Origin of the sequence: Bacillus sp. 22190, assembly GCF_052045575.1 — a bacterium.
Lineage (GTDB): Bacteria > Bacillota > Bacilli > Bacillales > Bacillaceae > Bacillus > Bacillus altitudinis.
The window spans coordinates 1-24,374 of record NZ_JBQEPF010000004.1 but is presented as its reverse complement, the minus strand read 5'-3'; the positions used below and the strand labels follow the sequence as shown (position 1 = coordinate 24,374).

Sequence of the window (24,374 nt, the reverse complement as noted above, 5' to 3'; positions counted from 1 at the left end):
ACCACCAAACTTTTTTTAACATCTCTGTTTGGTTCATTCTATGTTCAATGGGAGGTTATTTAGTATTTAAAGGTGTTTGTAACAATTCAATCCCTTTGATGATCTCTTGTTTTGCTTCTTCATCACTTTCCCGTTCAAGGGCTTTTTCGAGTTCTGAAAGCTGCTGACCATCGCCAATTTTACCGATTGCCCAAGCAGCCGTGCCTCGAATGACCGGTCTTGGATCTTTATGCATCAGGTCAACCAAATCTGGCAAAGCAGATGTATCTTTAAAGTGAGCAAGTGCCAAAATGGCATTCCGCTGAATAGGCTTTTTCCCTCGCCATGATCCAGAAACATGACCATACTTCTCTTTAAACTCACGATTGCTGATTGTCAGCAGTGGCTTTAAGAGTGGCTTTGCAATTTCAGGGTCCGGCTCCATTTCAGGATGTAGATGAAAGTCTTTCCCTTTATTAATTGGGCAGACCGTTTGGCACGTATCACATCCATACAACCGATTCCCTATTTTCGAGCGAAATTCGTCAGGTAAAAAACCTTTTGTCTGTGTTAAAAACGAAATACACCTTTGAGAATTGAGCTGGCCTGGATTCACAAGAGCACCCGTTGGGCATGAATCCACACATTTATTACAAGTTCCGCACTGGTCTTCTATTTTCTCATCCGGTTCAAATGGAACATTTGTGATCATCTCAGCCAAATAGACATAAGATCCGAACTCTGGTGTGATAATCATACAGTTCTTTGCACTAAAGCCAATGCCAGCACGTTCGGCTACAGCACGGTCAGACAATTCACCTGTGTCCACCATTGATTTTGTCCGTATATCTTCGTGTTTACTGCGCAAAAATTCTTCAAGCATGTCGAGCTTTTTTTTCAGCACAACATGATAATCAGTTCCCCATGAAGCCCTGCAAAAAATCCCTCTTCTTGCATCCTTTGTACTTCGGGGAGCATCTTTCATTTTGGAAGGGTATGCGAGCGCAATGGCGACAATTGATTTTGCTTTTGGAAGCAGCAAAGCAGGATTTGTTCGTTTTTCGATATCAGGCTCTTCAAAACCGGACAAATACCCTAACGATTCATGTAAGATGAGGCGGTCCTTTAATGAATCAAATGTATCAGCACTTGCAAATCGAATTTTATCGACACCAATTTCGTTCGCATATTGAATTAATTCTTCTTTTAATTGTCCAACATGAATCACCTTGCAAACCTCCTTTCTTTGTTTCTTCAGTTGTTTTCAGTATAATACGAGTGTATCATGACCGATTGGAGTGAGTCACTGTGAAGATACAACTGGAAATCTCCCAACCTCAAAGCCCGTCTATCCATGTTGGACAGATTGAATATTCACATATTGAGATAGGAAAATCCCCTCAAATGTTAAAAGGCCGACTGCGCCTGTTTCAAGAATCTTTGTTTTTTGAATATGAAGATCAAACTTTGGAAGAAGTACCAGCGATCAAAGAATGGACGAATCATCTAGAAGGTATCCCCTTTCTTCCGCTTCTTGCTGATATTCAAAAAGAACAATTTATTGACTCGACCAATTCCGTACAGGATTTGTCGATATTTTTTTCACTAAAATATTTCTTGCCTATCCTTACATTAGATGCCGATCAATTGAAAGGGCCTCTTTCATTATCCAAAAATGAAACTGGTCATATTGAATGGCAGGATGGCGCAGAGCTTAAAGGGTTATTTTCTCAAGCAAGTAAAGCTCAAATTTCTCAAGACACAAAAAGCATTCTTCAAATCATTCTCTTCCCACCATCTATTTCCCGGGAAAAGAGTGAGGCGCTTATACAATCCTTGACGAAGATGTTTATACAAATACATGGTGGAGAAAGTAAATATGAACTCATTGAAAAAGCACTGTAGGTCACAGTGCTTTTTACATTATACTGACATAATAAAAAACGCAACACTTCGTTTATCTATGAAACGAAATACTGCGTTATAAACAAAATTATGTATTGGAGCGGGTGATGAGAATCGAACTCACGACATCAGCTTGGAAGGCTGAGGTTTTACCACTAAACTACACCCGCATCAATCTTTTAAAGACAACGTCATTGCGTTGACTTTTATTATGTTACAACTTTCTTAACAATTCGTCAAGAGAATATGAAGATTTTTCGTCAAAAAATTTCATATTCTCCATATATATTACGATAGTTATTTGTCTAGCTGGATATAAAATAAGTAGGCATGTGACTTATTCTTCAGCGCTTGTTTAGGATTTTTCTCAATCCTTTCAAGCATCGGTGAATTCCCGTCTTTTCCCATTGCCGCTGTATATGCAATCAGTGCCTTTCCTCCAGAAGAGACTTTGACAGTATCAGATTGTGCAGAAAAAACATAATCACTTACTTTGAACGGAAAACTTGCTGTTGCTTTTGTCATTCCCTCATTCTTGTTGTCTGACCACATACTAAATTGTGATTCATATGTATCTTTCTCATCTCTTAATTGTAAAAGTATATTCATCGTTTGGTCAGTTCCATCCTGATGTAACGTAAAAGTCGAAGAAGATGATTCCTTATCAACTAGCCGGCCATTTTTGTAGTGGCTCCCGATAAACGTAATACTCTTATCCTTCTTTGTTAATCCTTTTATTGTTAAAGCCACCTTTTCATTAGTGGTTGATGCTTCTAGTAAGTTCTTTTCTTTTTTTGTCAGTTTCATTTGTTCGATCGTTACTTGCTTCTTTATAGCAGACTCCGTGTTTATTGTAGATACCGTCTTCTCGGTTTGCGTGGTTTCTTCGGCCTTCTCGCCGCATCCTGCTAATAGAAAAACAGTCAATAAAAGAATGCTCCATTTCTTAATCATTGATATCCCCTTTAGTATTTTTATTCTTCATTATACTAAAATTTGGTTGATTATACAAAAAAAGATTAGGAAAATTCTCCTAATCTTTCGCTTTTTTCTGTTTCATGGCTGATAGGAATGCCACAATGAGAAAACTGACAACAAAAATGACAACCATATAAATAAAAAAGTTTGGTTTGATTTGGAACGTAAATGCAGACGAACCTTCCATCTCAAAAGCAAGACTGTTAAATAATAATTCATTATTTGTTTTTGATTGAAATAAGTGATAGAACAGAACACCAATGGTCAACATCGGAAAACCTAAGAAACCTAGGAAACTGCCAACAATTGCACCTTGTTTCATTGCCTGAACGTTCATGATCGTTGTCCTCCCATTCCACCAAGCAATAACTGCTTCATAATAGACTTACCATCCCCCATAAACGGAAGAAGGTAGAGTAATTGAATAAAATACGTGATTGAAAAAATGAAAAACCCTGTCGAAATTGGATTTTCTTTTAGAAATAAAACAGTCACAATGATTCCGGCTGCGCCAATGAGCCCCGGCAAAAGCGGACCAAGCAGTGTAATCCACACCTGTTTTTTCTGAAACGGATCTAAAACAGGCCTCACAAATTTCACAGACATCATATCGCTCGCAAAAAAGCCTTGAGGACCATCCCGGCCGGCGAACTTCCGATGTGCATACCCATGTGCCGCCTCATGCAAGGCAGTTCCAGTAATTAATCCAAAATAAATAATCGTAAAATATATTGCAATGGCTGCAATCGATGGATCAGGAATAAATAAAAAGGCGATTCCCGCCATGATCATAAAGAGCACCCAGAAAAAGATGATTTTGCGCGTCACCATCAGCAGAGCCGTACCCAATATGTGAAGAAATGAATGACCCGTGCAGTCAAACCGCTCTTTCATCTTTACTTGATACTGCTTAAAAAATTGACAGAAGGCTGTGACAGTCCGAGATGGCGATTGATAATGAATCGACAGCAAGTGATGCTGATTCAGCCCCATCATCAATTGATAAAAATCGCGGGCAATCACAGACTCATCGACCTGAAACAAATCGGCGAGCTCTGCCGTAATACTCGCCTCTGTCCTTTGACCATCCACTTTCGTTAACATATGATATGCACTTTCGTTAATTGGAAGTGAGCTTCCGTACTGCGTATCAGTCAAATGCCTTTTTTGTAAAGTCACATATGGCGCAAGTGCCGGCACCCGCTCAATCTTTAGCTTATTGTTAAGAAGTTGAATCATGTGAATACCTCCATGAAAAACCTTTATATATGGCAAAGATGAGCAGACATTCAAATCCTGCCACAAGCAGCCACTGAAGCATTTGACTCGATTCCCCTATCACATAGTTTCCAATAAATACAATCGGAATCATGATTAAAATAAGCGCTCCGAACGAGAAAATACCTGTGTAAGGATTATTTCGATCAAGGGGTAATAAAATACCTACCACATAAAAGAGAGCCGTTGCATTACACAAGACAGCAGCGCCAATCAACACGATCCATATCTGATCCGGGAGCGTCAGTGTTGTGATCATAAATAAAACAATTTGGATCACACCAACGAGCAAAAGTCCGAGAAACTTATAAAGAGCCACTTCCCACGGCCTTAGACCAAACGTTTTATACATCCCAAGCATACGTTTGTCATTGCCAAATGAATTAAAAGCTGTTAACCCAGCTAGCGCACATAAGACAAAAAAAGCTTCTCCTTCAAAGCGGAAGGCAAACTGATAACGGACAAATAAAATGACAATAAGGAGGATGAGAAAGTTTAAAATATTTTCTTCATTTCTCACTTGTGACTTTATTTCCTTTACAATGAGTGACCACTTTTTCGAAGATGAAAATGGCAGTTTGTGCAGAAAGGTTAACGCTTTTTTCTCAGCCATAATTGGCATTAAAGAAAGAGAAATAAATGCGCCTCCCGCAGATAATAGGATGAAGAGGATCAACATCGCATAATTCACCCCGTCAGGAGACATCCCTTGTGCCGCTAAGAAAAACGGTGCTGTAAAATACATCAAATGATAATCAAACTGTACATATGATTGCTGTATTTGATTGATGTCGAAATGTGTCATTCCATACGCTACAACTAGCGCTAATAAAACAAATATCGCTGCAAATTTTTGCAACGGTAATTTTAATTTTAGTACGAGTAAATAAGTCACGTTGTAAATGAGCTGAAGCAGTGTTAAGACAAAGAGCGATTGCAACAGCACCATCAAAAAGAACGTAAGAATAAAGAAAATACCGATCCCTTGTGCAATAAAATTAGGTAAAAGCAAGATCCCGATGAAAAATAAAACAAGCCCTGTCACGACTGTCACCATCGGAATGAAGTAACCAAGACTTTTTTGAAAGGTAGACAGCGGAAACCAGCTGAGCTGCATAGAAAAACGATCTTGTTCAGGTGTTCTGACTTTGATCAGCACAAATAACAAGCTTGTAAAAATGGATGCATTGATTGCCATCGACACAACCAACAACCCAAGTGAACGTTCATCTCCATTTAAGAAAGCCTTCATAAAGACACCCGTAAAACTGTATCCGATGATGGCTCCCATTGTGACTGCAAACAAAAAGAATAAGACCACAATGATTCGCTTCGTTTGAGTATCAAAGAGCTTATACATCTCCTGCTGCCACATTTTAAGCATCATTTTAGAAATGATTAATGATTTCATCAAAATGTGCACCCCTATCACTTAACATTGAAGCTTTCAGAAACACCTGTTCCAATGTGCTTGATTGATACTTTTCTTTTAAGGCTGAAACCGTCCCTTCATCCATTTTATTTCCTTTAGAAATAATGGCGATCTTGTGGCACAGCTCTTCCGCTGAAAGCATATCATGCGTTGAAAGCAAGATTGCACCATGGTGCTCGGCATAACGTTTCATCAGTTTCTTTGTGTTTATAACCGCTTCAATATCAAGTCCTCTAAAGGGCTCATCCATGATCACTAATTGACTCTCAAGCATAAAGGCAGCAATCAGCTGTGTCTTTTTTTTCATTCCATGGGAATAGGTTTCAATCGGTCTTGATAAAGCTGATTCCATATCAAACAATTCAATTAGTTGATTTCTTCTTTGAATTGTTTTACATTCATACATAGAAGAAACAAAATCTAAATATTCAGCACCAGTCAATGCTTCAGGGAGCAGCAGATCATCTGGAACATAGGCGACTTGTTTTTTAAAGGATGGATCATCATTTGTGACATCCTTGATATGAATGGTTCCTTCTGTATGCTTAATGATGCCGAGTACACAGTTAATCATCGTTGTTTTACCGGATCCATTTGGTCCAGCCACAGCAACGATTTGATGAGGGGCAATTTTCAAATGAAAATCATTGACAGCAGTCACGTTATTTTTATACGTCTTGGTTAAATTCTCGATCGTAAACATATAACCTCCAAGTGTCTGCATATTCTTTAAAAACAGATCAGGCTAAACCGCCCGCCACAGACGGTTTAGCCCTGGTGTCTTATCTAAGAAGTAAAAAGATGAATCCTAAGTATAGCTACTTACATTCAATTTGGACTTTTAAGCCACTTTCCCACTGAACGGCTCCTGTAAAGCTCCCCTTGCCGTTTGCTAAACACCAAACTGCTGCTCCTAGAACAACTGTTGCTCCCAATCCAAGAAGGACAGCAACAAATACTAAGAACCAAGCTTGGTCCATAATAGCAGGTTCCATAGTGGAATAGTCAACTTGCGGCGCTGCATAAGTCATACTTTTCACCTCCCAGCTTATGATGATCGTATCATAGGCGTCACACTCCAAACATCAACAGAAGATCCCATTTTTGACCGAACATATTTTCGTGTAAAATGTGACTTTTTATTCAATTATTCATGTTCAACTGTATAAATACTCCCTTTTTTACTATTTTTCACCACAACATAAGAACCATCGAACCCATATATTGTCAATAAATCCATCTTTTTTCTGCCTTTTTTCAAATAGTTCATTTTCATCATCTCTTCTATTTAATCTTTCATTTTTTTGAGATAGAAAGAATTCCCCCGATACATCAGATATAAAAGTCCTAATTATATGTCGTTAACACATCAAATACGACATATTAACTGATAATTCCGACAAAAGAGTGAGCATATTTTCCTTCTTCTCTTGTCTCTTAAAATATGTATATACAAGAAAATTGATTGAAAAAAAAGCCCTTCCAATCTTAAAGATTTCTTTAAGAATAATTCTGATTAATTAACTAATTAATACTAAAATTTAAAGAGCGCATCATTTTCAAAAATAATATAATCCTCTCTTTATAAAACCTAACATAGAATAACGATTTTCTGTCGACGCTTAAAGGCAAGTTAAAAGTTGAATAGGTTGGAGGGATATCAATAGATATTAAAACAAATAAAAATAGGGATAAAAACTTTTGTAGGAGGAACAAAGAGAGCTTTAAAGTTATTAAAAGAAGTAATACAAAGTAAGGTTAAAAAGATTGAGAGAAGTGTAGGATGATGCTAATATTGTATAAAATTTTTTAGTGTGAAATTTTTGTTTGTATATATAAGAAAGTAGAAAGGCTGATTATTAAGTATCCATTTAATTATGTATATGATTAAATAAGAAATCTCATAAAACCTTTCTATATCTTTCTGACATACAAAATCACTAAACTTTATTCAGATCACTGGCAACAGAAACTTTCAAAAGCTAATGAACAAGCTCTCTTCTTGCTTTAATTTTCAGATTCTATAAAATCCTTAATGGTTGCCACCTCAGGGATAAATGGTTTAATTGCACCAGACTCAACAAGAACTGTTACTTTATCAATAAAAGTTTCTATATCATCATCAGCTCTTACCGTTGAAAAATCACCGTAGGCATATTGCCACCATTTTAAGTTCATTAGTTTTTGAACAATATGTGGAGGAAAACGAAATTTTATTAACTTAGCAGGGGTTCCACCCACAATTGCATATGGAGGTACATCCTTGGTAACAATGGAACCAGCTGCAATAATAGCACCATCTCCTACAGTAATACCAGTTGTAGAAAAACGCACATCTTGCCCAACCCATACATCGTTACCAATTACAATTGCTGACGCATTTGGACTTGGATTAGGAACATAGTAAAAGCTTTTTTGGCTTTCAGATAAGTAATCGTTAAAAGTTGTCACATTCTGGTCGTAAGTCAACATGGAAGTAGTAAATCTATTAGTTGGGTGATTACCAAAAAAGCGATCAATATTCTGAGCTATTGAAGAATAACGACCGACAATAGTGTTAATTGGTAAAGCGCTATTTGATGAACTAAAGGCACCCATAGAATGGAAATGTGCGCCTTGAAGAAACATTGTGTATGGTTCAATTACAGCATTTTGTCCTACCAAAAAAGTTTGGCCTTCTTTTAAACGTTGATGACCAGGAAATCTCGGATAGGTGTATATTTTCTTCTTGTTCAAAATACTCTCGAATCTCCCACTATATTTTAAAGCTGATAGAGCATGCGAACGGGAAGAAATAAGATTGTCTGTGAAAAATTCAACATGATTAATAATGGTTGACATGAAGCATCTCCTTCTTCTACATAATGGGCATATTGTAACATAAATACAAAATAAATTAAAGTTATTTTTTGGATTTAAACAGACAATAAAACCTGTACTTATAGTGGTTTGAAAATAGCTTGCACCTTAGGGTTCGACCGAGTATTATCACATAAAAAAATAAAATTATAATATATGAAAAAATAAAGAGAAACACAACATCATTACAGTACACAAAGAACCTTTTATTTCATTAAGACCCGCTTTTTTTAATAGCTTGTTCAAGGTCTGCCAGAATATCTTCAATTACTTCTAACGAATGAGAACTAGTATAGCCTGTCTCTTTTGTTCTGCTTCATTTACTGATGAGTCTATTTATCCAATATAAGCACTCCTTTCTTCTTACACTACTAAAAATATGTATATATAAGAAGGTTTATTTAGAAAAAAAGACCTTCCCACCTTTAACTTTCATAGTCTCTCTATAAAAAAGCAAAGCAGCTCTTAAATGACTGCTTTGCTTTTGGGTTTATGAGGAACTTGTAGCTGATGTCGTATCAGGAAAATGATTGTTCCCAATGATTTCACCAGCTGGCACAGAGAGTCCTGTATCCCCTGATCTCTTGAATGGAAGGAGCGGGAAAACAAGCTCTGCTAAATAATAAGCTTCTTCTAGGTGCGGGTATCCAGAAAATATAAATGTATCAATACCTAGAGACTGATATTCTATTATACGTTCTGCTACTGTATGCGGGTCCCCGACGAGTGCTGTTGCTGCCCCGCCTCTAACTAAGCCAATGCCCGCCCAAAGATTAGGGCTAATTTCAAGCTTCTCTTTATTCCCTTGATGTAATTCAACCATTCGTTTTTGCCCTACTGAGTCCATCCCTTGTAAAGTCTTTTGCGCCTCATCAATAGTCACTTGATCTAAATGACGAATCAGATGTTCCGCTGCCTGCCAAGCTTCATCTTCCGTTTCTCTCACGATCACATGAAGTCGAATACCAAACCTCACCGTTCTTCCTTCCTTTTCAGCCTGCTTTTTCACTTGTGCGATTTTCTCTTTTACTTGTGCAGGCGGCTCGCCCCAAGTTAAATAAACATCTGTATGTTTTGCAGCGGCTTGAATGCCTGCTTCTGATGATCCTCCAAAAAAAACGGGTGGATGTGGTGTTTGAGCTGGTGGAAATAGCAGACGTCCATTTTGTGCTTGCAGATGCTTCCCTTGAAACTGAACATTCTCTCCTTTCAATAACCGCTTCCAGATGGTCAAAAATTCTTCTGTTGCCTCATAGCGTTCATCATGAGAAATGAATAGCCCGTCTCCTTCAAGTTCTTCTTTACTTCCTCCCGCTACAACATTGATCAGCAGTCTCCCGCCTGAAAGCCGATCAAATGTGGAGGTCATTCTAGCAGCAACAGACGGCTGCATCAACCCTGGCCGAAGAGCCACAAGAAACTTTAAATGAGTTGTTTCTGCAGCTAAAGCGGCCGCTGTCAGCCATGGATCTTCACAAGATCTACCAGTAGGCAGCAAGACCCCTGTGTACCCAAGCTGATCGGCAGCTTGAGCAATTTGTTTAAAATACGGATAGTCTGCCTGTCTTGCCCCTTTCGATGATCCTAAATAACGCCCATCCCCATGCGTTGGAATAAACCATAGAATATTCATCATATCGCCTCCTATTATTTTTCACCTTGATAACTTGTGCGCCATTTGAGCAGTTGCTTTTCTAACAGCCGTACAAATGAATCAGTCATCTTACCAACTACCGCAAAGATGATAATCCCTACAAACACTTTATCCGTTTGCGAGAATTGTCTTGCATCCATAATCATGTAGCCAACTCCACTACTCGACCCCATCAATTCAGCCACCACTAAACCAAGCCAGGCAATGCCTAATGAAAGCCTCACGCCCAGAAGAATATGAGGAAGGGCAGCAGGTAAAATGAGCTTTGTGATATTTTGATACAGATTAAACTCTAAAGCGCGAGCCACATCGAACAGCTTGTTATCTACACTGCGAATTCCTAGAAAGGTATTGATATAGATCGGAAAAAAAGCCCCAAGTGCAATCAATAAAATTTTCGCTGATTCATCAAAACCAAACCAAAGAATAAATAAAGGAGTCACCGCTAAATGAGGAACTGTTCTCAGCATTTGCAAGGTCGGATCTACATACTGCTCGGTTTTCCTAGAAAAACCGACACACAGACCCATCGCAAGTCCTAAACCTCCCCCAAGTAAAAACCCGCATATTGCTCGGTAGAGACTGATGTAAAGATGGCCAAACAGCTCACCGGAACGAATCAACTCACGAAAAGATTCCGCAATGACAGTGGGTGCAGGTAGTACAGTAGAAGAAACGATTTGGGAAGCAGCAGCTCCCTGCCAAATCGCAATGAGTAAAGCAGGTAATACAAGTCCTTTTAATATGATGAAGGATGAAGCTTTTCTCCTTTTTTTCTTCATTCGCTCGGTTTTAGTCACAAGGGCTGGGTTAGATGCAGCTTTCATCAACTCTTCTCCTCTTTCAGCATTTTTTCAATAAACGAATTATCTACCACCTGATTGACATCAATCTTCCGCTGTATCGCCTTTGTTTGATATTGAAAATCAGCTGTATGCTGCTGGGCGTTTATGATCTTCTTAGAAATGGGCTCATTGAGCGGCTCTGTATTGTTTAATACTTGTGTCACCACCTTCTGATCTAATTGTTTCAAACGAGCATAAAGTGTAATGGCTTCCTGTTGATGATCTTTCTGCCATTTCACCGCTTTGTCATATACTTTTAAAAATTGCACCACTAGTTCAGGGTACTCATCGGCAAACTTGGTTCTGACAAGTGTGAATCCAGGTGAATATAAATCGGTCGCTTCTCCATTAACCAGTAGCTTTGCTCCCTTTTCTATCGTTTCAAGTGATAAGAACGGCTCCCAGATCGACCAAGCATCAACTGACCCATTTTCAAACGCAGATATTGCCTCATCCGGCTGAAGCTGAATGATCTGGACATCCTTTGCAGATAAACCTACCTGATCTAATACTTTGTATAAAAAGTCAAAACCACTGCTTCCTTTGGCAACGGCGATTTTTTTCCCTTTTAAATCTTCTACTTTTTGAATCTCACTGTTCTTATTCACTAAAATCCCATTCGCCTTTAACCCATCCTGAGATAAACCAATTTCCTTAAAATCAATACCTGCTGCCTGACCAGCTATAACAGGTGAATTACCAACCTGTGAAAAATCTAATTGATTGGCGGCGAGCCCTTCGAATTGGGGAGGACCACTTTGGAACTCCACCCACTTGACTTTCATACCTTCTTTTTCAAATGATTGCTCAAACCACCCTTTTTCCTTTGCTAAAAGAAGTGGGCTTAGACTTTGCTGAATCCCAATCCGAACCTCTTTCGGCTTGTCTTCTGATCCATTCGCTGCTTGACCACACCCAGCTAATACAAGGAGGATACCCAGAAAGAGAACGATCCTTTTTTGCCTTTTCATTCGATTTGACCTCCTTAAATTCCTGAGCCATTCGTCAGTAACAGCTCATCTGTTTTCTCAAATTCTGAAAGCACCTTTTGTCTTAAGCTCTGAAAAGCTGTTGACGTTCTATTCCTCGGGAATGGTAAGTTCACGGGAAGGATTTTATGAATTCGGCCGGGTCTTGCTTGTAACAGCACAATTTCATTGGCTAAATAAATGGATTCGTCAATATCATGAGTGACAAGCACCATCGTTGTTCTTTTCTCCTGCCAAATATCCAGCAGCACATCCTGTAAGTGTTTCCGTGTAAATGCATCTAGCGCACCAAAAGGTTCATCAAGCAATAAAATCTCCGGATCACGCAGGAGTGCTCTTGCAATAGCAACACGTTGTGACATCCCGCCTGAAAGCTCATGTGGATAGGCGTGTTCAAAATCTTTTAACCGAACAATTTCAATTAATTCATCCACTTTGCGGCGAACAGCCACCTGTTTTAAATTGAAATTGGCAGCGATATTTTCTTCGACCGTCAGCCATGGAAACAAGCGATGCTCTTGAAAGATAAAGCCCTGTTTCATTCCTGGTTCTACCACACGCCTTTCTCCTATCACGATCTGCCCATCATAATCTGTATCAAGCCCTCCAATCATCTTCATCAATGTACTTTTCCCGCAACCGCTCGGACCAATCACCGTCACGAATTCACCAGGAACGATGGTGAACCTTACGTTTTCAAGCACTTGAATGGTTTGTTTGTCTTTCCAAAAAGACTTATCCACAATATCAACGGAAATAGTCAATGCAAGTTCACTCCTCTTGTCATCAGATAGATACACAGAAAGGCCCTTATCCCAAAAATAGAGATAAGAGCCTTCGTGTTGTCCGATCAGCTATTCATATTGAGTTGTTAGCACCATCCTAAATCATATTATTCCTATAAATCAACTGTATTTTATAAAATAGTTATTTCGACCTTGTATGCTTTTCATCAATACGATCGTAAATGGCTTCTATTCGTTCTTGATTGCTGTAAATCTCATATTTGTTTCGCTCAATCAAAATGTCTAATGTGATATCCAAATGTTTTCTGTATTTTTTTCGTTTTTTCTTTTTCTCCATCTTCAACTTCCCTCCTGATTAAAATAAAAAAAGGCCCTTCACTCATGCTTGAGTGAACGAGCCTTCGGTTGACCGATCAGCGATTCTTGTTGGTATTTTCAGTATGCTTATGTTAATACATACTATTCCGACATGTCAACTATATTTATTGTTTTTTCAGATTTATCTAAAAAATGATTGACCGGGCAGTAAACAAGATTTATAGTCTTATTAAATATTTCTTATTAAAGTAGTTGGTTTTATCTAACAAAAGGAGGATACACACATGTCAGAAGAACTTCAATTTCGTTTAGAAACAAAAGCAATACACGCAGGTCAAGAACTGGATTCAGCCACCTATTCAAGAGCTGTACCTATTTACCAAACAAGCTCTTTCGGTTTTAGAGATAGTGAGCATGCGGCGAATTTATTCGGACTTCAGGAACCCGGTAATATTTATTCACGTATTATGAACCCGACAAATGATGTGTTTGAAAAACGGATCGCTGAGCTTGAAGGTGGAATTGGTGCACTTGCTGTCTCCTCAGGACAAGCAGCGACCACTTACTCCATTTTAAACATTGCAGGAGCTGGTGACGAAATCGTATCCTCCAGCAGTCTGTATGGCGGCACATATAATTTATTTGCTCATACCTTGAAAAAGCTTGGAATAACAGTAAAGTTTGTGGATTCCTCAAACCTTGAAGAACTTGAAGCAGCCATTACAGATAAAACAAAAGCAGTGTATGCAGAGAGCATCGGAAATCCAAAAGGCGACATTTTACATATTGAAGCCGTATCAGCCATTGCACACAAGCACCATATCCCTCTAATTGTGGATAACACACTTGCCAGCCCTTATTTGTTAAGACCGATTGAATTTGGTGCAGACATTGTTGTCCATTCAGCGACGAAATTCATCGGCGGCCATGGCACATCCATTGGCGGAGTCATCGTCGACAGCGGCAAGTTTCCTTGGAGTGATAGCGATAAGTTCAAAGGCCTGACTGAACCAGACCCAAGCTATCATGGCCTGACGTATACGGAAGCGATTGGCGAAGCGGCTTATATCACAAAGGCACGTGTACAGCTCTTACGTGATCTAGGGGCGGCTTTATCACCATTCAACTCATTTTTACTCTTGCAAGGCTTAGAAACATTGCATCTTCGCCTTGAACGCCACAGTGAAAATGCATTGAAGACAGCTCAATTTTTACAAGATCATCCTCTTGTAGAATGGGTCAGCTATCCAGGTCTTGAAGGCCATGAATCCTTTGAGCTGGCTCAAACTTATTTACCAAAAGGACAAGGTGCCATCCTCACATTCGGCATTAAAGGTGGCAAAGACGCAGGAAAAAAACTCATTGATTCGGTTCAGCTTTTCTCACATCTTGCAAACGTAGGCGACTCTAAGTCACTCATCATCCACCCTGCCAGCACAACGCATCAGCAATTAAGTGAAGCAGAGCAAAAAGCCACAGGGGTGACACCAGAACTTATTCGTTTATCTGTTGGAACTGAAGCGATTGAAGATATTCTGGCAGATCTAGAACAGGCGATTTCAAAAAGTCAGTCTTAACCAAACAAAAAAAAGCACACGCCTGTGTGCTTTTTCTTATTGATTAGTGATTGATTAACCGAATATCTTGGACGGGATAAAACACGAATGATGTTGTCCCTTGAATGTCACTCTTTGTAAAAAGACCTAAACCATTGCGACTGTCCATTGACTTTTGGCGATTGTCACCCATGACAAAGTACTTTCCTTTAGGGACTGTAAGAGGACCAAAATCAGGTGTCAGCAAGGTGCCATCTGCGGCAGCTTTCTTTTTGTTTGATGTTAAATAAGGCTCCGCCACTTTTTGACCGTTCACATATAGCTGGTCATTTTTCATTTCGATTTTATCACCAGGTAAACCAATCAATCGTTTCACATAGTGAGTACTGCGGTCTTCCCCATCAAGAACAATGATCTGTCCGCGTTTATAATCGCCGAAGTAATCGACTGTTTTATTCACAAACACCCGCTCTGTATTATGCAGTGTCGGTTCCATAGAAGTCCCCTTCACAATATACGGTGCGAATAAAAAGTTACGAATGATAAAAACAGCAATAAATGCGATTAAGATGGCTTTGATCCAGCCCCATAATTCTGATTTCTTTTTTTGTGTTTTTGTATTTGTTGTCATAAGCTCCTCCTGAAATCCCCTAGGACAAAATGAGTTATCGCCAGCTGACCGCTAGCGCCACGCTTGTTTCTCCCTAAATATAAACATATTTTGCCAACAAATCAAGCTGTAAGAGAGAAAAAGGCAAGCACCTTTCTGTGCTTGCCCAAAACTCAGTTAGTTAGCAGAAGAATCCGTTTCTGTCTCTTTGTTTGTTTTACCATAGAAATAATCAGATGGATTTACTGGTTTAAAATCAGATAGCTTATGGAATCGAAGAAGATCCCTGTACAGTACTTTATCTGACAGGCTTAACTGATTATCAACACGGGCTTTAATCGCTTCTGTCTTTTTGTTTTGTTTCACCACTTTACCCGTTTTTGTATCGTAGACCGTATTATCTACAAGGGTATATTTTGGTGTCACATAGTTTCCGTTACGGAATGCAACAGTTTGATCATGCTTCTTAGAGAATAAATCTGTTCCAAAATTCACGTACTCATTTGAATCAATACCTTGTAAGTGAAGAAGCGTTGGCATCACGTCTACTTCACCGCCATACGTATGATTCACGCCGCCTTGTTTCCCAGGGATACGAATCATGAGCGGTACACGCTGATTTTGTGCATTTTGATATGGCGTAATTTCTTTCCCTTGAATCTCACTCATTGCACGGTTATGGTTCTCAGAAATTCCATTATGGTCACCATATAATAGAATCACTGAGTCTTTATACAGACCCGATTTTTTCAAGTCCTTAAAGAATTGTTCTAATGACTCATCCAAATATCTCGCTGTTTGGAAATAATTATCCACTGTTTTATCGCCAGTTGTTGCCTTAGCAATTGTCGCATCTTTCTCATCTAGATTAAATGGATAATGGTTGGTCAATGTCATTAAGTGTGCATAAAATGGCTTTTTCATTGATTCTAACATTGGGATTGATTCTTTAAAGAATGGTTTATCCTTCAGACCCATGTTTACAAGGTTTTCTTCATCCATGTTGTAATAAGATGCATCGAAGAATTGATCAATTCCCATATGTTTATAAATCGTGTCACGGTTCCAGAAAGATTTATAATCCCCGTGAAGCACTGCACTCGTATAGCCTGCTTTTTGATCTAAGATGGCAGGAAGTGATTGGAAGGTATTTTCACCTTTTGTCACAAACGCTGCACCCTCTGGCAAGCCAAACATACTATTATCCATCATGAGCTCAGCATCAGAAGTCTTCCCTTGACCAGTCTGGTGGAAGAAGTTGTCAAAATACGTAAAATCTTCTTTTCCATGAGCTAGTTTGTTTAAAAACGGCGTCACTTCTTCTCCATTTAACTTGTAGTCAATTAAAAATGACTGGAAGCTTTCTAAATGGATTTTGATGATGTTTTTTCCTTTTGCTTGACCAAAGTATTCTGCATTTGGTTTCGCATAGTGAGAGGTCGTATAGTTCACGACATCCGTTAAATCATCACTACTCGCATTTGCTACCTGCGTTGCATTTTGTGCGGTTTGCACGCCGTCATAAATCGCATAGTTATAAACACCTAAATATTTCACAATGTACTTATGATCAAATGTTCTCGTCAATAATTCTGGACGATCTTTTTCAGCTAAGTGTAGGTTAACGAAGAATAGTCCAACACCTGCAGCCACAATCAGCAGTGCGAAAGTTTTTTTCATTTGGAACTTCTTCACTTCTGGTCTCCAAATGACAATGGCAATTAAAATGATGATATCAAGGAAGTACAAAAGGTCATGCGGCTTAATACTTGCTAACACACCGCCGGTCATACCTCCCCCAAGATTACCGGCTTGTTTCATTGTCGGGAATGTTAAAAAATCATCAAAGAAACGATAGTACGCTACATTCGCATATAAAAGTGCGGTCATAATAAAATCAATGACAATTAAAACAATGGCCGATTTACGCCCCTTCAAAAAGAGAGCAAGTCCTAAAAACACGATGGCTGAACTGAATGGATTTAATAAGAGAAGCCCCTCTTGAAAAGATCCCTTCACTCCTAAATTAAAGTCCATTTTGTAGGCTGTGTACGATTTTGCCCAAAATAAAAGGACAGCCAAAACAAAAAAGCTATATTTGTTCGCAAATATTTTTTTCATAAAACCTCTTCTTTCTTATTTTCGATCTGATATAAATGAAATCATAAAAAATTTACATTGATTTTGCAAATGTAAATCTTCTGCACCAAGTATTCCGATGCTCTTTTTTCCGCAGGTTACATGTGCTCCTTTAATATAACGAATAAGAAGCATCATAAGTTTCAAAAAAAACACGAGTAAATAAAAGGAAAAATATCCATTTACATTAAATTTACTGCCGCTTCATGTTTCAGAGAATGATGAAGGTTTTGTAAATCACTCAGTACTACTTTACTTTTTTCATCTAATCGTGTCAAAGTAATTATAAAGAAAAGGAAGAATCACCTAGGCTTTTCGACTCACTTAGCCAAATTTATACAAAATCCGAACCGATTTGCTTTTTTATTGTGACTCAACCTCCAGCAATCCATGTATCCTCTCTGTTGCCACAAACCTAAAAAACAGTTTTAAGTAAAAAAAGCTTGATTTCCCCTACCAATGTAAGGTGTGATAAAGGTATAGCTCCATCAAATAAATCAAGCTGGGGGACATCCTATGAAATCAAACAAACAAATCAACATATTTGAACAAAGATTCTCAGAAGAAGTGATAGAAATCGTGACTGTTACAGGACCTTCTGGAGTCGGCGCAGGAAAAGCAGGAAAAGAGACTCTTTGGACTGCTTCAATCCCGCTCATTGCATGGAAGGAAAAAGACCGCATCATAACCGAAAAAGTGAGACTGTGCTGGTTAACAGATGAAAAGGGATTACGAGAAAAACAAGCGCAATTACATAAAGAATCTATCGTCACACTTCAAGTACGTAAAGGTGAAGGTGAATTTATGCTCGTTTCACTTGTTGATACAGATACTGAAGATAAGGAACTTCAAGAAATATTAGAAGAAGCTCAACAACCTATCTTTTACCACGATGACAAGCTGGGTACCTTTGAATTAGTGAAAGGACTAGACTTATTTGAAACAACCATCCAGTGGGGCAATGAGGAGTGCCTTCTTTACTTCAATCTTGAAGAAGAGGAAGAAATGAATGACTCTCTGAAAACGGCTAGACAACTCGTAGAAGAGCAGACAACATGGGATGCCTCCATGAAGTCATATGCAGCAAATCAGCTGATTGAACTAGCAAAAGATTGGCAGGAACAAGACGACTCCGCTGAAAATTCAGAAGAGATCACACCGGATCAATTTATCAGCCGCATTTCACTTGAAAGCCTCCATGCTTATCCAAATGGAGAATTCGAAGCCTACTATCATGACGGAGATTTATTTTGGGGACATGTCATCATTGTCTCTGGCAATATGAATGGAACGTTTCAAGATGCACACATTGCTGGCTAAAGAATGGGGGATGGATAAATGAAGATCAAAGCTTTTGACGAATTAAATCAACTAGGAAAAACACCTATTGTAGCCAAAATAGGCGGGTTTCGCCCTGATCCTTCTAAGTACAGCTGGTTTGCTGGTCATTTTTTCATCCAACTTGATAAAGGGTGGCCGGCAGACCAAGATGGAGCTATGATTCCCATTTTACAAATGTATTTACCCGAAGTACCAGGGGGAATGAACGGCTTTGATGAATGTAAGATGATTCAAATTTTCATCAACAAGAAAACCCTTCCGATCGATATCGCCAAAAACGGTGAGGGCTGGAAACTCATTGAATATTCATCAATGGAAGGATTAGAAATCGCTGAGACCCCTGAAGAAGTGAAAGGAATTAAGCCTTTCCAGATAGAGTGGCTCGAAGGGGAACAACCGGATTATCCATGCTGGGAGGAAGCTTGGTCATACGTTGACTTATCAGAGGTTAATGAAAGTGAAGAAGCGACAGATCATTTCTTCGAGCATTACTCAAACTACTCGTTCACAAAAATCGGTGGATACGGAGCTTACATCCAATCTCCTCCCCACCAGATGTCAGGAGAATTCATGCTACAAATCGCTTCAGAAGAAAAACCTCGGTTCATGATTGGTGATAACGGCACGATGTATTTCTATTACGACAAAGACAATAAAGAATGGTTCATGCACTGGGATTGTTTTTAAAACCAATTGTATGGAACCATTCCCCTTTCTAAACGTAATAAACGATATGAAGGGGGCAGGTAATATGGGATTCATTTTAGACATCTTCAATCTTGCTCTGTATATCCCTTTTTTACAGGTAGATGAAGATGATATATCACGAAATGCAGCACAGCTAAAAAAATACAGCTGGTTTCAAGCGTTATTAAGTGATCAAACGAGCAGAGAGCTGATCATTTATGATCAAGGAGTCCGCCGTGTAATTGGTCAATTTAAGACGAGTAAACTCCATAAGAAACCATACAACATCAGATGCGAACGAAAGGTACAACAAGCCATACACCGTGCCATGTCAAAACATGGAAAGAGCCGCACTTAGCTGTGGCTCTTTTCGTACAAATGTAATAAATCCTTTTGAAGAAAACAATTGACGCTCGGACAACTCTCCCCGTATATTATGTATAAATCCATCTTTTTTTAGAAAAGGGGGCCTCACATGCGCTTGTTTAAGAACTGGAGAAAAAAGCAGCACAAACAGCCGATTACTTCAGATACGCAAGAAGACAGCATCCCAATTAACTTTTCCACTCTTCCCTTTGGCACAGACACCGTAGATGATTTTTTGTTCAACTTAGACCTAACCTCAAAACTGATAGATCCATACAAAGAAGCAGACACGAACAAATAGAACCTAAACTTTCGTGAACCCTCATCCAATATTGGATGATTTTTTTATACTTAGAGGAAGGTGTACCCCCTATGAAGACATATTATTTCGTCAGACACTGTCAAGCAGATGGACAATCCGAGGATGCGTCTTTAACGCCTCAAGGCATCACACAATCGCATGAACTCGCACAGTTTTTTTCCGGCATTCAGCTCAACCACATCATCTCAAGTCCTTATAAACGAGCGATTCAAACCGTTGAGCCCCTTGCTCATGCCAAACAAATAAAGGTACAAATGGATAAGCGTCTCTCTGAACGTAGGTTAAGCAGTCAACCAATGAAGGATTGGTATGAAAAACTAAAGCTCAGTTTTTCGGACTTGCATATGACATGTGAAGGCGGAGAATCAAGCCAAGAAGCGATGAATCGTATTGTAGAGGCACTCTATGAACAAATAAAATTAGGAAGAGATCATACTTTATTCGCCACTCATGGCAATATTATGAGCCTGCTTCTAAAACACGCCGATCCTGCAATTGGATTCAAGGAGTGGGAACAACTAAGCAATCCAGATGTCTACATCCTGAAATATTTTAAACCAGGCCATGTAGAAATAGAAAGAATATGGCATAAATAAAAAAGGCAGAGTTGACCCCTGCCTTTTTCTTATGAAAAACAACTATTGGTGATAGTAAAATGTCTGTACCCACTCATAGGGCTTCTTACGATCCGCACACCATTTCACAAAGCCTCTTGTCTCCGTCTGCTGAAATTCCTTCCAGTCCGATAAAAGCTGGTTATAGTAGACTGCTAGTTTTTCAACATTGGTTTGAACCTTTTTATCTTCGATCAGTTTCATGACATCTTGAATCCCTTGAATTCGCTCATGATCTTTCTCATAGGTGCTTAAATAAAGATCTTCATGTATATGATGGAACGAATACCACAAAGCCGAGAAATAGGTTTCGCAAATTTGGACAATCACTCGCTGCTCTTTGCTGCCTCCCATCTCTAATGCCTTCAATAAATAGGGCAGCCCTTCCTCCTGATGCACAAACAAGCCTTGCCATCGATACGGTCTCACATCCGTTGGATCAATATTTTCCCACTCTTGAAGAACAGGGTGGATCACCCCATTTACCAATGGATACACAAGCAAATGATGACCATCCTCAAAACGTTCAATGTAATCAAACAGCCAAGCAACAAATGAACGCCGTGCTGTAAATTCGTTCTTATTCATCTCTTCAACAAAAGACTGAAGAACCTTTAACGCATCTTTACGCAGACCCTGTTCTTTCCTGACACAGTACTGTCTAAAAAGCGGATAATCATGTGATCGCTCATCTTCAATAATAGTCTGTAATATCGTCTTCGTTTGCAAGATAACAACTCCGCCTCTTTACATTCATTCTATTGAACTATTATAACCAATTGTAACATCCACATGAAACTAGTAAAAAGATGAGTTGTCCTTTTTCTTTTATAAAACCCTTGGCATCCTCAAACCCATTCTTTTCTGTGCTCATGAATGAATTGTATGTCTTTTTGATAATGTTCAAAGTGCCCCTCATGAATCATTTTTTGAAAAGCTCTATCCCCTTCACTCGCTTTTCGCTTCATGTATTGACATAAACCTTCTAAACGCAGCAGCACCATATCCACATAATCTTCTGCTATGTCCTCACCATAAGCTTCAAAAAACAGTTTGACTCTATACTTTATATGGGCTGCATGCTCTAATGAATGATAATTCACGACCTCCCCTGTTTCAGTGCGAAAAAGTCTACTGAGAGGCACACATGTATAAAGGGTATATGCAATATCCCAAAGCCTTGGACCAGGGGCAGCTACATCAAAATCAATGATTCCCACTGGCTTTTTATTTTTGAAAATAATATTGTACATCGCAAAATCATTATGGCACACAACCTCTATGTTGTTAGGCGTATTGTCCATTCGTTCCCAATCGTCTGAAATGGGAAAATCACTAACAGCATCATGATACAGTCTAAGCATTCTCGCTATTTCTTTTAAAGCATTGTGAGAGCACATGTATTCTTTTAAGGGATCATGACCGGCTACACCTTCAATGAAGGACAAGATCTCTCTACCTTTTTCATCAACCCCTAAAAACGTTGGAGCATAGGAGAAATTCTTTTTTTCTAAATGCTTTAGCAGCTTTTGTATATTCATATTGTCTGACTTTCCCTCTCTGCGAACCGTATCTCCCGAACGATATACGTTGGAGACATTTCCACCTGTCAATAACTCTTCATGATCATTTTGTTTTTTCATAAATTCTCCCCCAAACTTGGGTCACAATGATGATGCCAGCTAAAGATGTGCATGTACCCACAAATATTCATTTAGTTACACAAAGGTAATTCACTGTTTTATGTGAATGCGCCAATCCATTCTGTTTCCTTATATGGTTAAATGTATCGTACCAAATGTTGCAAATCATCAAAAGTTTATTCTGTTAAAATTAGTACATGCTCATTCTATTCTAATAGGATTCTATTTTCATCTAAATAACTCATTTAAACCACAAAAAAACGTTTCACCACGAGGGTGAAACGTTAGGTTCACGGTAAAAAACAAAATTATAATAGATACCGGTGGCCGGAGTCGAACCGACACTCCGTGATAAATGAGTCCAAAAAGGCAAGGTATACTCTCTGAAAGTAAAGCAGCCGTTAATGAAATAAGAATTAAAGTTCTTCTTGATATATTGCTGATTTTATCGGCTTTAAAGTCAAAGGAATTTTAAACTCATGAATACTTTCAATATGATGAAAAAAATGATCTATATCGTCATAATCCATTGACCATTCTTCTACTACCTTTAACTTTTTTAACTCGCTTGTTGGTTTAAATAAAAATTCACAGTGCAGTTGTTCCATGTGAGAATAATCATCTTCTTCATAAATTGTAAACTGACGTACAAAATCAAGATGAAATAGTTCCTCTCCTGTAAAATCATAGACACCACACTGAAATAAAATTTCTTTATCTTCTTCGCCCTCAACGGTCTCCTTTGAAAAAGCCTTAAATGTTTCCCAAACCTTATTTATCTCATCGGTATCTTCACCGATGCTATCTTTAAGATAACTTTCAGCATTTTTAACCGTAATCATTACAACACCTCCTATGTACAATTGATCCAATCCATCTTCAATTGTCCTGCCCCTTTAGTTTAATCATAAGGTAACCATCAATAAAGTAAAAGTTAATCTCCTTTGAACACGATTTGAAGTAATTTTTCCGTGTGAAAAATCAGCTAAACAACAAATAAAAAACGCCCTCCTACAATTTGTAGAAAGACGTTTTAAACGTTAATATTCCTTAATTCTTCTGTAATTGACGATAATAAAGAATATCTTAAACTAGATACCGGTGGCCGGGGTCGAACCGGCACTCCGTGAGGAACACGATTTTGAGTCGTGCGCGTCTGCCAATTCCGCCACACCGGCATGATCATTAAAGAGCGCAACTTATAATAAATAAAAAATGGTGCCGAGGGCCGGACTTGAACCGGCACGGTAGTCACCTACCGCAGGATTTTAAGTCCTGTGTGTCTGCCAATTCCACCACCCCGGCAGTCTTTTCAAAAAAGGCGACACCCGGATTTGAACCGGGGATAAAGGTTTTGCAGACCTCTGCCTTACCACTTGGCTATGCCGCCATAATTGGAGCGGAAGACGGGATTCGAACCCGCGACCCCCACCTTGGCAAGGTGGTGTTCTACCACTGAACTACTTCCGCATATCAACTGGGCTAGCTGGATTCGAACCAACGCATGACGGAGTCAAAGTCCGTTGCCTTACCGCTTGGCTATAGCCCAATAATAAAATGGGGCGATTGATGGGAATCGAACCCACGAGTGCCAGAGCCACAATCTGGTGCGTTAACCACTTCGCCACAACCGCCATAGATGTTATGAATCATATAATTGGCAGGGGCAGTAGGAATCGAACCCACACCGGAGGTTTTGGAGACCTCTGTTCTACCGTTAAACTATGCCCCTATGAAAATAAAAATGGTGGAGGGGGGCGGATTCGAACCGCCGAACCCGGAGGGAGCGGATTTACAGTCCGCCGCGTTTAGCCACTTCGCTACCCCTCCACATTTGAAAAACAGTGCCGGCAAGAGGACTTGAACCCCCAACCTACTGATTACAAGTCAGTTGCTCTACCAATTGAGCTACACCGGCAAATAGTGGTGGCTCGGGACGGAATCGAACCGCCGACACACGGATTTTCAGTCCGTTGCTCTACCAACTGAGCTACCGAGCCAAGTATTCTTTTTAAAAAATGGCGGTCCGGACGGGACTCGAACCCGCGACCTCCTGCGTGACAGGCAGGCATTCTAACCAACTGAACTACCGGACCATTAGAGAAAAAATTTG

Annotated in this window: 26 protein-coding genes and 12 tRNA genes; 7 read left to right on the top strand and 31 right to left on the bottom strand. The window is 39.2% G+C overall.

Features of this window, described 5'->3' with window-relative positions:
• Positions 1–55 precede the first annotated feature (55 nt).
• The gene (queG, locus tag ACTJKA_RS06670; RefSeq protein WP_026050065.1) at positions 56–1,204 is read right to left on the bottom strand and encodes a tRNA epoxyqueuosine(34) reductase QueG; all 1,149 of its coding nucleotides are present in this window, start codon (positions 1,202–1,204) and stop codon (positions 56–58) included.
• A gap of 83 nt (positions 1,205–1,287) precedes the next feature.
• Here queG and ACTJKA_RS06665 point away from each other — a divergent pair, with 83 nt between their 5' ends.
• Entirely contained in the window at positions 1,288–1,884 is a 597-nt protein-coding gene (locus ACTJKA_RS06665; RefSeq protein ID WP_156061623.1) for a hypothetical protein, read from the top strand.
• 96 nt (positions 1,885–1,980) lie between these two features.
• On the opposite strand, the gene ACTJKA_RS06660 is transcribed toward ACTJKA_RS06665, so the two are convergent.
• The 14 genes from ACTJKA_RS06660 to ACTJKA_RS06595 form a co-directional block, all read right to left on the bottom strand.
• Positions 1,981–2,054: transfer RNA gene (locus ACTJKA_RS06660), tRNA-Gly, on the bottom strand.
• A gap of 127 nt (positions 2,055–2,181) precedes the next feature.
• A complete protein-coding gene (locus tag ACTJKA_RS06655; RefSeq protein WP_268357602.1) occupies positions 2,182–2,838 on the bottom strand; it encodes a hypothetical protein in 657 nt (218 codons plus the stop codon).
• 79 nt (positions 2,839–2,917) lie between these two features.
• The gene (locus ACTJKA_RS06650) at positions 2,918–3,199 is read right to left on the bottom strand and encodes a hypothetical protein (RefSeq protein WP_024719932.1); all 282 of its coding nucleotides are present in this window, start codon (positions 3,197–3,199) and stop codon (positions 2,918–2,920) included.
• Positions 3,196–4,101, bottom strand: a complete 906-nt coding sequence (locus ACTJKA_RS06645; protein ID WP_265153746.1) for a PqqD family protein — start codon at positions 4,099–4,101, stop codon at positions 3,196–3,198. The genes ACTJKA_RS06650 and ACTJKA_RS06645 overlap by 4 nt, the downstream gene beginning before the upstream one ends.
• Positions 4,085–5,551, bottom strand: a complete 1,467-nt coding sequence (locus tag ACTJKA_RS06640; protein WP_213406530.1) for a hypothetical protein — start codon at positions 5,549–5,551, stop codon at positions 4,085–4,087. The genes ACTJKA_RS06645 and ACTJKA_RS06640 overlap by 17 nt, the downstream gene beginning before the upstream one ends.
• On the bottom strand, positions 5,529–6,275 hold the full coding sequence (locus ACTJKA_RS06635) for an ABC transporter ATP-binding protein (RefSeq protein ID WP_008349096.1): 747 nt from the start codon (positions 6,273–6,275) through the stop codon (positions 5,529–5,531). The genes ACTJKA_RS06640 and ACTJKA_RS06635 overlap by 23 nt, the downstream gene beginning before the upstream one ends.
• A 115-nt stretch (positions 6,276–6,390) precedes the next feature.
• The gene (locus tag ACTJKA_RS06630) at positions 6,391–6,603 is read right to left on the bottom strand and encodes a hypothetical protein (RefSeq protein WP_003211695.1); all 213 of its coding nucleotides are present in this window, start codon (positions 6,601–6,603) and stop codon (positions 6,391–6,393) included.
• Between the two features lie 116 nt (positions 6,604–6,719).
• Positions 6,720–6,842 (bottom strand): hypothetical protein, encoded by a 123-nt coding sequence (locus ACTJKA_RS06625; protein WP_345912174.1) that lies wholly within the window; start codon positions 6,840–6,842, stop codon positions 6,720–6,722.
• Positions 6,843–7,579: 737 nt separating this feature from the next.
• Entirely contained in the window at positions 7,580–8,413 is an 834-nt protein-coding gene (locus ACTJKA_RS06620; RefSeq protein WP_171465754.1) for a CatB-related O-acetyltransferase, read from the bottom strand.
• A 508-nt stretch (positions 8,414–8,921) separates the two neighbouring features.
• Positions 8,922–10,064, bottom strand: a complete 1,143-nt coding sequence (gene ssuD, locus ACTJKA_RS06615) for an FMNH2-dependent alkanesulfonate monooxygenase (protein ID WP_345912173.1) — start codon at positions 10,062–10,064, stop codon at positions 8,922–8,924.
• A gap of 14 nt (positions 10,065–10,078) precedes the next feature.
• Positions 10,079–10,867 (bottom strand): ABC transporter permease, encoded by a 789-nt coding sequence (locus ACTJKA_RS06610; protein WP_419715764.1) that lies wholly within the window; start codon positions 10,865–10,867, stop codon positions 10,079–10,081.
• 44 nt (positions 10,868–10,911) lie between these two features.
• Positions 10,912–11,901, bottom strand: a complete 990-nt coding sequence (locus ACTJKA_RS06605; RefSeq protein WP_336749509.1) for an aliphatic sulfonate ABC transporter substrate-binding protein — start codon at positions 11,899–11,901, stop codon at positions 10,912–10,914.
• Positions 11,902–11,915: 14 nt separating this feature from the next.
• Positions 11,916–12,683 carry an ABC transporter ATP-binding protein gene (locus ACTJKA_RS06600; protein ID WP_345912172.1) on the bottom strand — a complete coding sequence of 256 codons (768 nt, stop codon included), beginning with the start codon at positions 12,681–12,683 and terminating at the stop codon, positions 11,916–11,918.
• A gap of 163 nt (positions 12,684–12,846) precedes the next feature.
• Positions 12,847–13,002, bottom strand: coding sequence for an FbpB family small basic protein (locus ACTJKA_RS06595; RefSeq protein WP_019743964.1), 156 nt, complete (start codon positions 13,000–13,002; stop codon positions 12,847–12,849).
• Between the two features lie 265 nt (positions 13,003–13,267).
• Here ACTJKA_RS06595 and ACTJKA_RS06590 point away from each other — a divergent pair, with 265 nt between their 5' ends.
• Entirely contained in the window at positions 13,268–14,560 is a 1,293-nt protein-coding gene (locus tag ACTJKA_RS06590) for a homocysteine synthase (RefSeq protein WP_008349114.1), read from the top strand.
• A 43-nt stretch (positions 14,561–14,603) separates the two neighbouring features.
• Here the strand turns inward: ACTJKA_RS06590 and lepB are convergent, their stop codons facing one another.
• Together lepB and ACTJKA_RS06580 are read right to left on the bottom strand one after the other, a co-directional pair.
• Positions 14,604–15,170, bottom strand: a complete 567-nt coding sequence (gene lepB, locus ACTJKA_RS06585) for a signal peptidase I (RefSeq protein ID WP_035703366.1) — start codon at positions 15,168–15,170, stop codon at positions 14,604–14,606.
• Between the two features lie 156 nt (positions 15,171–15,326).
• Complete coding sequence (locus ACTJKA_RS06580; RefSeq protein ID WP_108611614.1) at positions 15,327–17,270, bottom strand: LTA synthase family protein; 1,944 nt, start codon at positions 17,268–17,270, stop codon at positions 15,327–15,329.
• Positions 17,271–17,804: 534 nt separating this feature from the next.
• Between ACTJKA_RS06580 and ACTJKA_RS06575 the strand changes: the two genes are divergently transcribed.
• From ACTJKA_RS06575 to ACTJKA_RS06555, 5 genes are all read left to right on the top strand, one after another.
• Positions 17,805–18,608 carry a DUF2262 domain-containing protein gene (locus ACTJKA_RS06575; protein WP_336749507.1) on the top strand — a complete coding sequence of 268 codons (804 nt, stop codon included), beginning with the start codon at positions 17,805–17,807 and terminating at the stop codon, positions 18,606–18,608.
• A gap of 18 nt (positions 18,609–18,626) precedes the next feature.
• Positions 18,627–19,316, top strand: coding sequence for a DUF1963 domain-containing protein (locus ACTJKA_RS06570; protein WP_336749506.1), 690 nt, complete (start codon positions 18,627–18,629; stop codon positions 19,314–19,316).
• A 64-nt stretch (positions 19,317–19,380) separates the two neighbouring features.
• A complete protein-coding gene (locus ACTJKA_RS06565) occupies positions 19,381–19,674 on the top strand; it encodes a hypothetical protein (protein WP_008349126.1) in 294 nt (97 codons plus the stop codon).
• Between the two features lie 117 nt (positions 19,675–19,791).
• On the top strand, positions 19,792–19,983 hold the full coding sequence (locus ACTJKA_RS06560; RefSeq protein WP_008349128.1) for a hypothetical protein: 192 nt from the start codon (positions 19,792–19,794) through the stop codon (positions 19,981–19,983).
• A gap of 71 nt (positions 19,984–20,054) precedes the next feature.
• Complete coding sequence (locus tag ACTJKA_RS06555) at positions 20,055–20,600, top strand: histidine phosphatase family protein (protein WP_336749504.1); 546 nt, start codon at positions 20,055–20,057, stop codon at positions 20,598–20,600.
• Between the two features lie 42 nt (positions 20,601–20,642).
• Here the strand turns inward: ACTJKA_RS06555 and ACTJKA_RS06550 are convergent, their stop codons facing one another.
• From ACTJKA_RS06550 to ACTJKA_RS06485, 14 genes are all read right to left on the bottom strand, one after another.
• On the bottom strand, positions 20,643–21,347 hold the full coding sequence (locus ACTJKA_RS06550) for a hypothetical protein (RefSeq protein WP_345912171.1): 705 nt from the start codon (positions 21,345–21,347) through the stop codon (positions 20,643–20,645).
• A 119-nt stretch (positions 21,348–21,466) separates the two neighbouring features.
• Positions 21,467–22,261 (bottom strand): phosphotransferase, encoded by a 795-nt coding sequence (locus tag ACTJKA_RS06545; RefSeq protein WP_336749501.1) that lies wholly within the window; start codon positions 22,259–22,261, stop codon positions 21,467–21,469.
• Between the two features lie 416 nt (positions 22,262–22,677).
• A complete protein-coding gene (locus ACTJKA_RS06540; protein ID WP_017360396.1) occupies positions 22,678–23,103 on the bottom strand; it encodes a hypothetical protein in 426 nt (141 codons plus the stop codon).
• Between the two features lie 254 nt (positions 23,104–23,357).
• A tRNA-Leu gene (locus ACTJKA_RS06535) sits at positions 23,358–23,439 on the bottom strand.
• A 38-nt stretch (positions 23,440–23,477) separates the two neighbouring features.
• Positions 23,478–23,566, bottom strand: a tRNA-Leu gene (locus tag ACTJKA_RS06530).
• Between the two features lie 14 nt (positions 23,567–23,580).
• Positions 23,581–23,651, bottom strand: a tRNA-Cys gene (locus ACTJKA_RS06525).
• Positions 23,652–23,656: 5 nt separating this feature from the next.
• A tRNA-Gly gene (locus ACTJKA_RS06520) sits at positions 23,657–23,731 on the bottom strand.
• A 7-nt stretch (positions 23,732–23,738) separates the two neighbouring features.
• Positions 23,739–23,810 (bottom strand) — tRNA-Gln (locus ACTJKA_RS06515).
• A gap of 9 nt (positions 23,811–23,819) precedes the next feature.
• Positions 23,820–23,895, bottom strand: a tRNA-His gene (locus ACTJKA_RS06510).
• Between the two features lie 24 nt (positions 23,896–23,919).
• Positions 23,920–23,993: transfer RNA gene (locus tag ACTJKA_RS06505), tRNA-Trp, on the bottom strand.
• Between the two features lie 13 nt (positions 23,994–24,006).
• A tRNA-Tyr gene (locus ACTJKA_RS06500) sits at positions 24,007–24,091 on the bottom strand.
• A 15-nt stretch (positions 24,092–24,106) separates the two neighbouring features.
• Positions 24,107–24,179 (bottom strand) — tRNA-Thr (locus tag ACTJKA_RS06495).
• A gap of 6 nt (positions 24,180–24,185) precedes the next feature.
• Positions 24,186–24,261 (bottom strand) — tRNA-Phe (locus ACTJKA_RS06490).
• A gap of 19 nt (positions 24,262–24,280) precedes the next feature.
• Positions 24,281–24,357: transfer RNA gene (locus ACTJKA_RS06485), tRNA-Asp, on the bottom strand.
• Positions 24,358–24,374: the final 17 nt, after the last annotated feature.

Bases quoted from the DNA above. Each gene is read 5' to 3' on its own strand.
- ACTJKA_RS06645 (WP_265153746.1), bottom strand. From the start codon at position 4,101: ATGATTCAACTTCTTAACAATAAGCTAAAGATTGAGCGGGTGCCGGCA.
- ACTJKA_RS06555 (WP_336749504.1), top strand. From the start codon at position 20,055: ATGAAGACATATTATTTCGTCAGACACTGTCAAGCAGATGGACAATCC.
- ACTJKA_RS06605 (WP_336749509.1), bottom strand. From the start codon at position 11,901: ATGAAAAGGCAAAAAAGGATCGTTCTCTTTCTGGGTATCCTCCTTGTA.
- ACTJKA_RS06635 (WP_008349096.1), bottom strand. From the start codon at position 6,275: ATGTTTACGATCGAGAATTTAACCAAGACGTATAAAAATAACGTGACT.
- ACTJKA_RS06580 (WP_108611614.1), bottom strand. From the start codon at position 17,270: ATGAAAAAAATATTTGCGAACAAATATAGCTTTTTTGTTTTGGCTGTC.
- ssuD (WP_345912173.1), bottom strand. From the start codon at position 10,064: ATGAATATTCTATGGTTTATTCCAACGCATGGGGATGGGCGTTATTTA.
- ACTJKA_RS06650 (WP_024719932.1), bottom strand. From the start codon at position 3,199: ATGAACGTTCAGGCAATGAAACAAGGTGCAATTGTTGGCAGTTTCCTA.
- ACTJKA_RS06540 (WP_017360396.1), bottom strand. From the start codon at position 23,103: ATGATTACGGTTAAAAATGCTGAAAGTTATCTTAAAGATAGCATCGGT.
- ACTJKA_RS06545 (WP_336749501.1), bottom strand. From the start codon at position 22,261: ATGAAAAAACAAAATGATCATGAAGAGTTATTGACAGGTGGAAATGTC.
- ACTJKA_RS06570 (WP_336749506.1), top strand. From the start codon at position 18,627: ATGAAGATCAAAGCTTTTGACGAATTAAATCAACTAGGAAAAACACCT.
- ACTJKA_RS06560 (WP_008349128.1), top strand. From the start codon at position 19,792: ATGCGCTTGTTTAAGAACTGGAGAAAAAAGCAGCACAAACAGCCGATT.
- ACTJKA_RS06630 (WP_003211695.1), bottom strand. From the start codon at position 6,603: ATGACTTATGCAGCGCCGCAAGTTGACTATTCCACTATGGAACCTGCT.
- ACTJKA_RS06610 (WP_419715764.1), bottom strand. From the start codon at position 10,867: ATGAAGAAAAAAAGGAGAAAAGCTTCATCCTTCATCATATTAAAAGGA.
- ACTJKA_RS06565 (WP_008349126.1), top strand. From the start codon at position 19,381: ATGGGATTCATTTTAGACATCTTCAATCTTGCTCTGTATATCCCTTTT.
- ACTJKA_RS06655 (WP_268357602.1), bottom strand. From the start codon at position 2,838: ATGATTAAGAAATGGAGCATTCTTTTATTGACTGTTTTTCTATTAGCA.
- lepB (WP_035703366.1), bottom strand. From the start codon at position 15,170: ATGACAACAAATACAAAAACACAAAAAAAGAAATCAGAATTATGGGGC.
- ACTJKA_RS06575 (WP_336749507.1), top strand. From the start codon at position 17,805: ATGAAATCAAACAAACAAATCAACATATTTGAACAAAGATTCTCAGAA.
- ACTJKA_RS06625 (WP_345912174.1), bottom strand. From the start codon at position 6,842: ATGAACTATTTGAAAAAAGGCAGAAAAAAGATGGATTTATTGACAATA.
- ACTJKA_RS06590 (WP_008349114.1), top strand. From the start codon at position 13,268: ATGTCAGAAGAACTTCAATTTCGTTTAGAAACAAAAGCAATACACGCA.
- ACTJKA_RS06640 (WP_213406530.1), bottom strand. From the start codon at position 5,551: ATGAAATCATTAATCATTTCTAAAATGATGCTTAAAATGTGGCAGCAG.
- ACTJKA_RS06595 (WP_019743964.1), bottom strand. From the start codon at position 13,002: ATGGAGAAAAAGAAAAAACGAAAAAAATACAGAAAACATTTGGATATC.
- ACTJKA_RS06620 (WP_171465754.1), bottom strand. From the start codon at position 8,413: ATGTCAACCATTATTAATCATGTTGAATTTTTCACAGACAATCTTATT.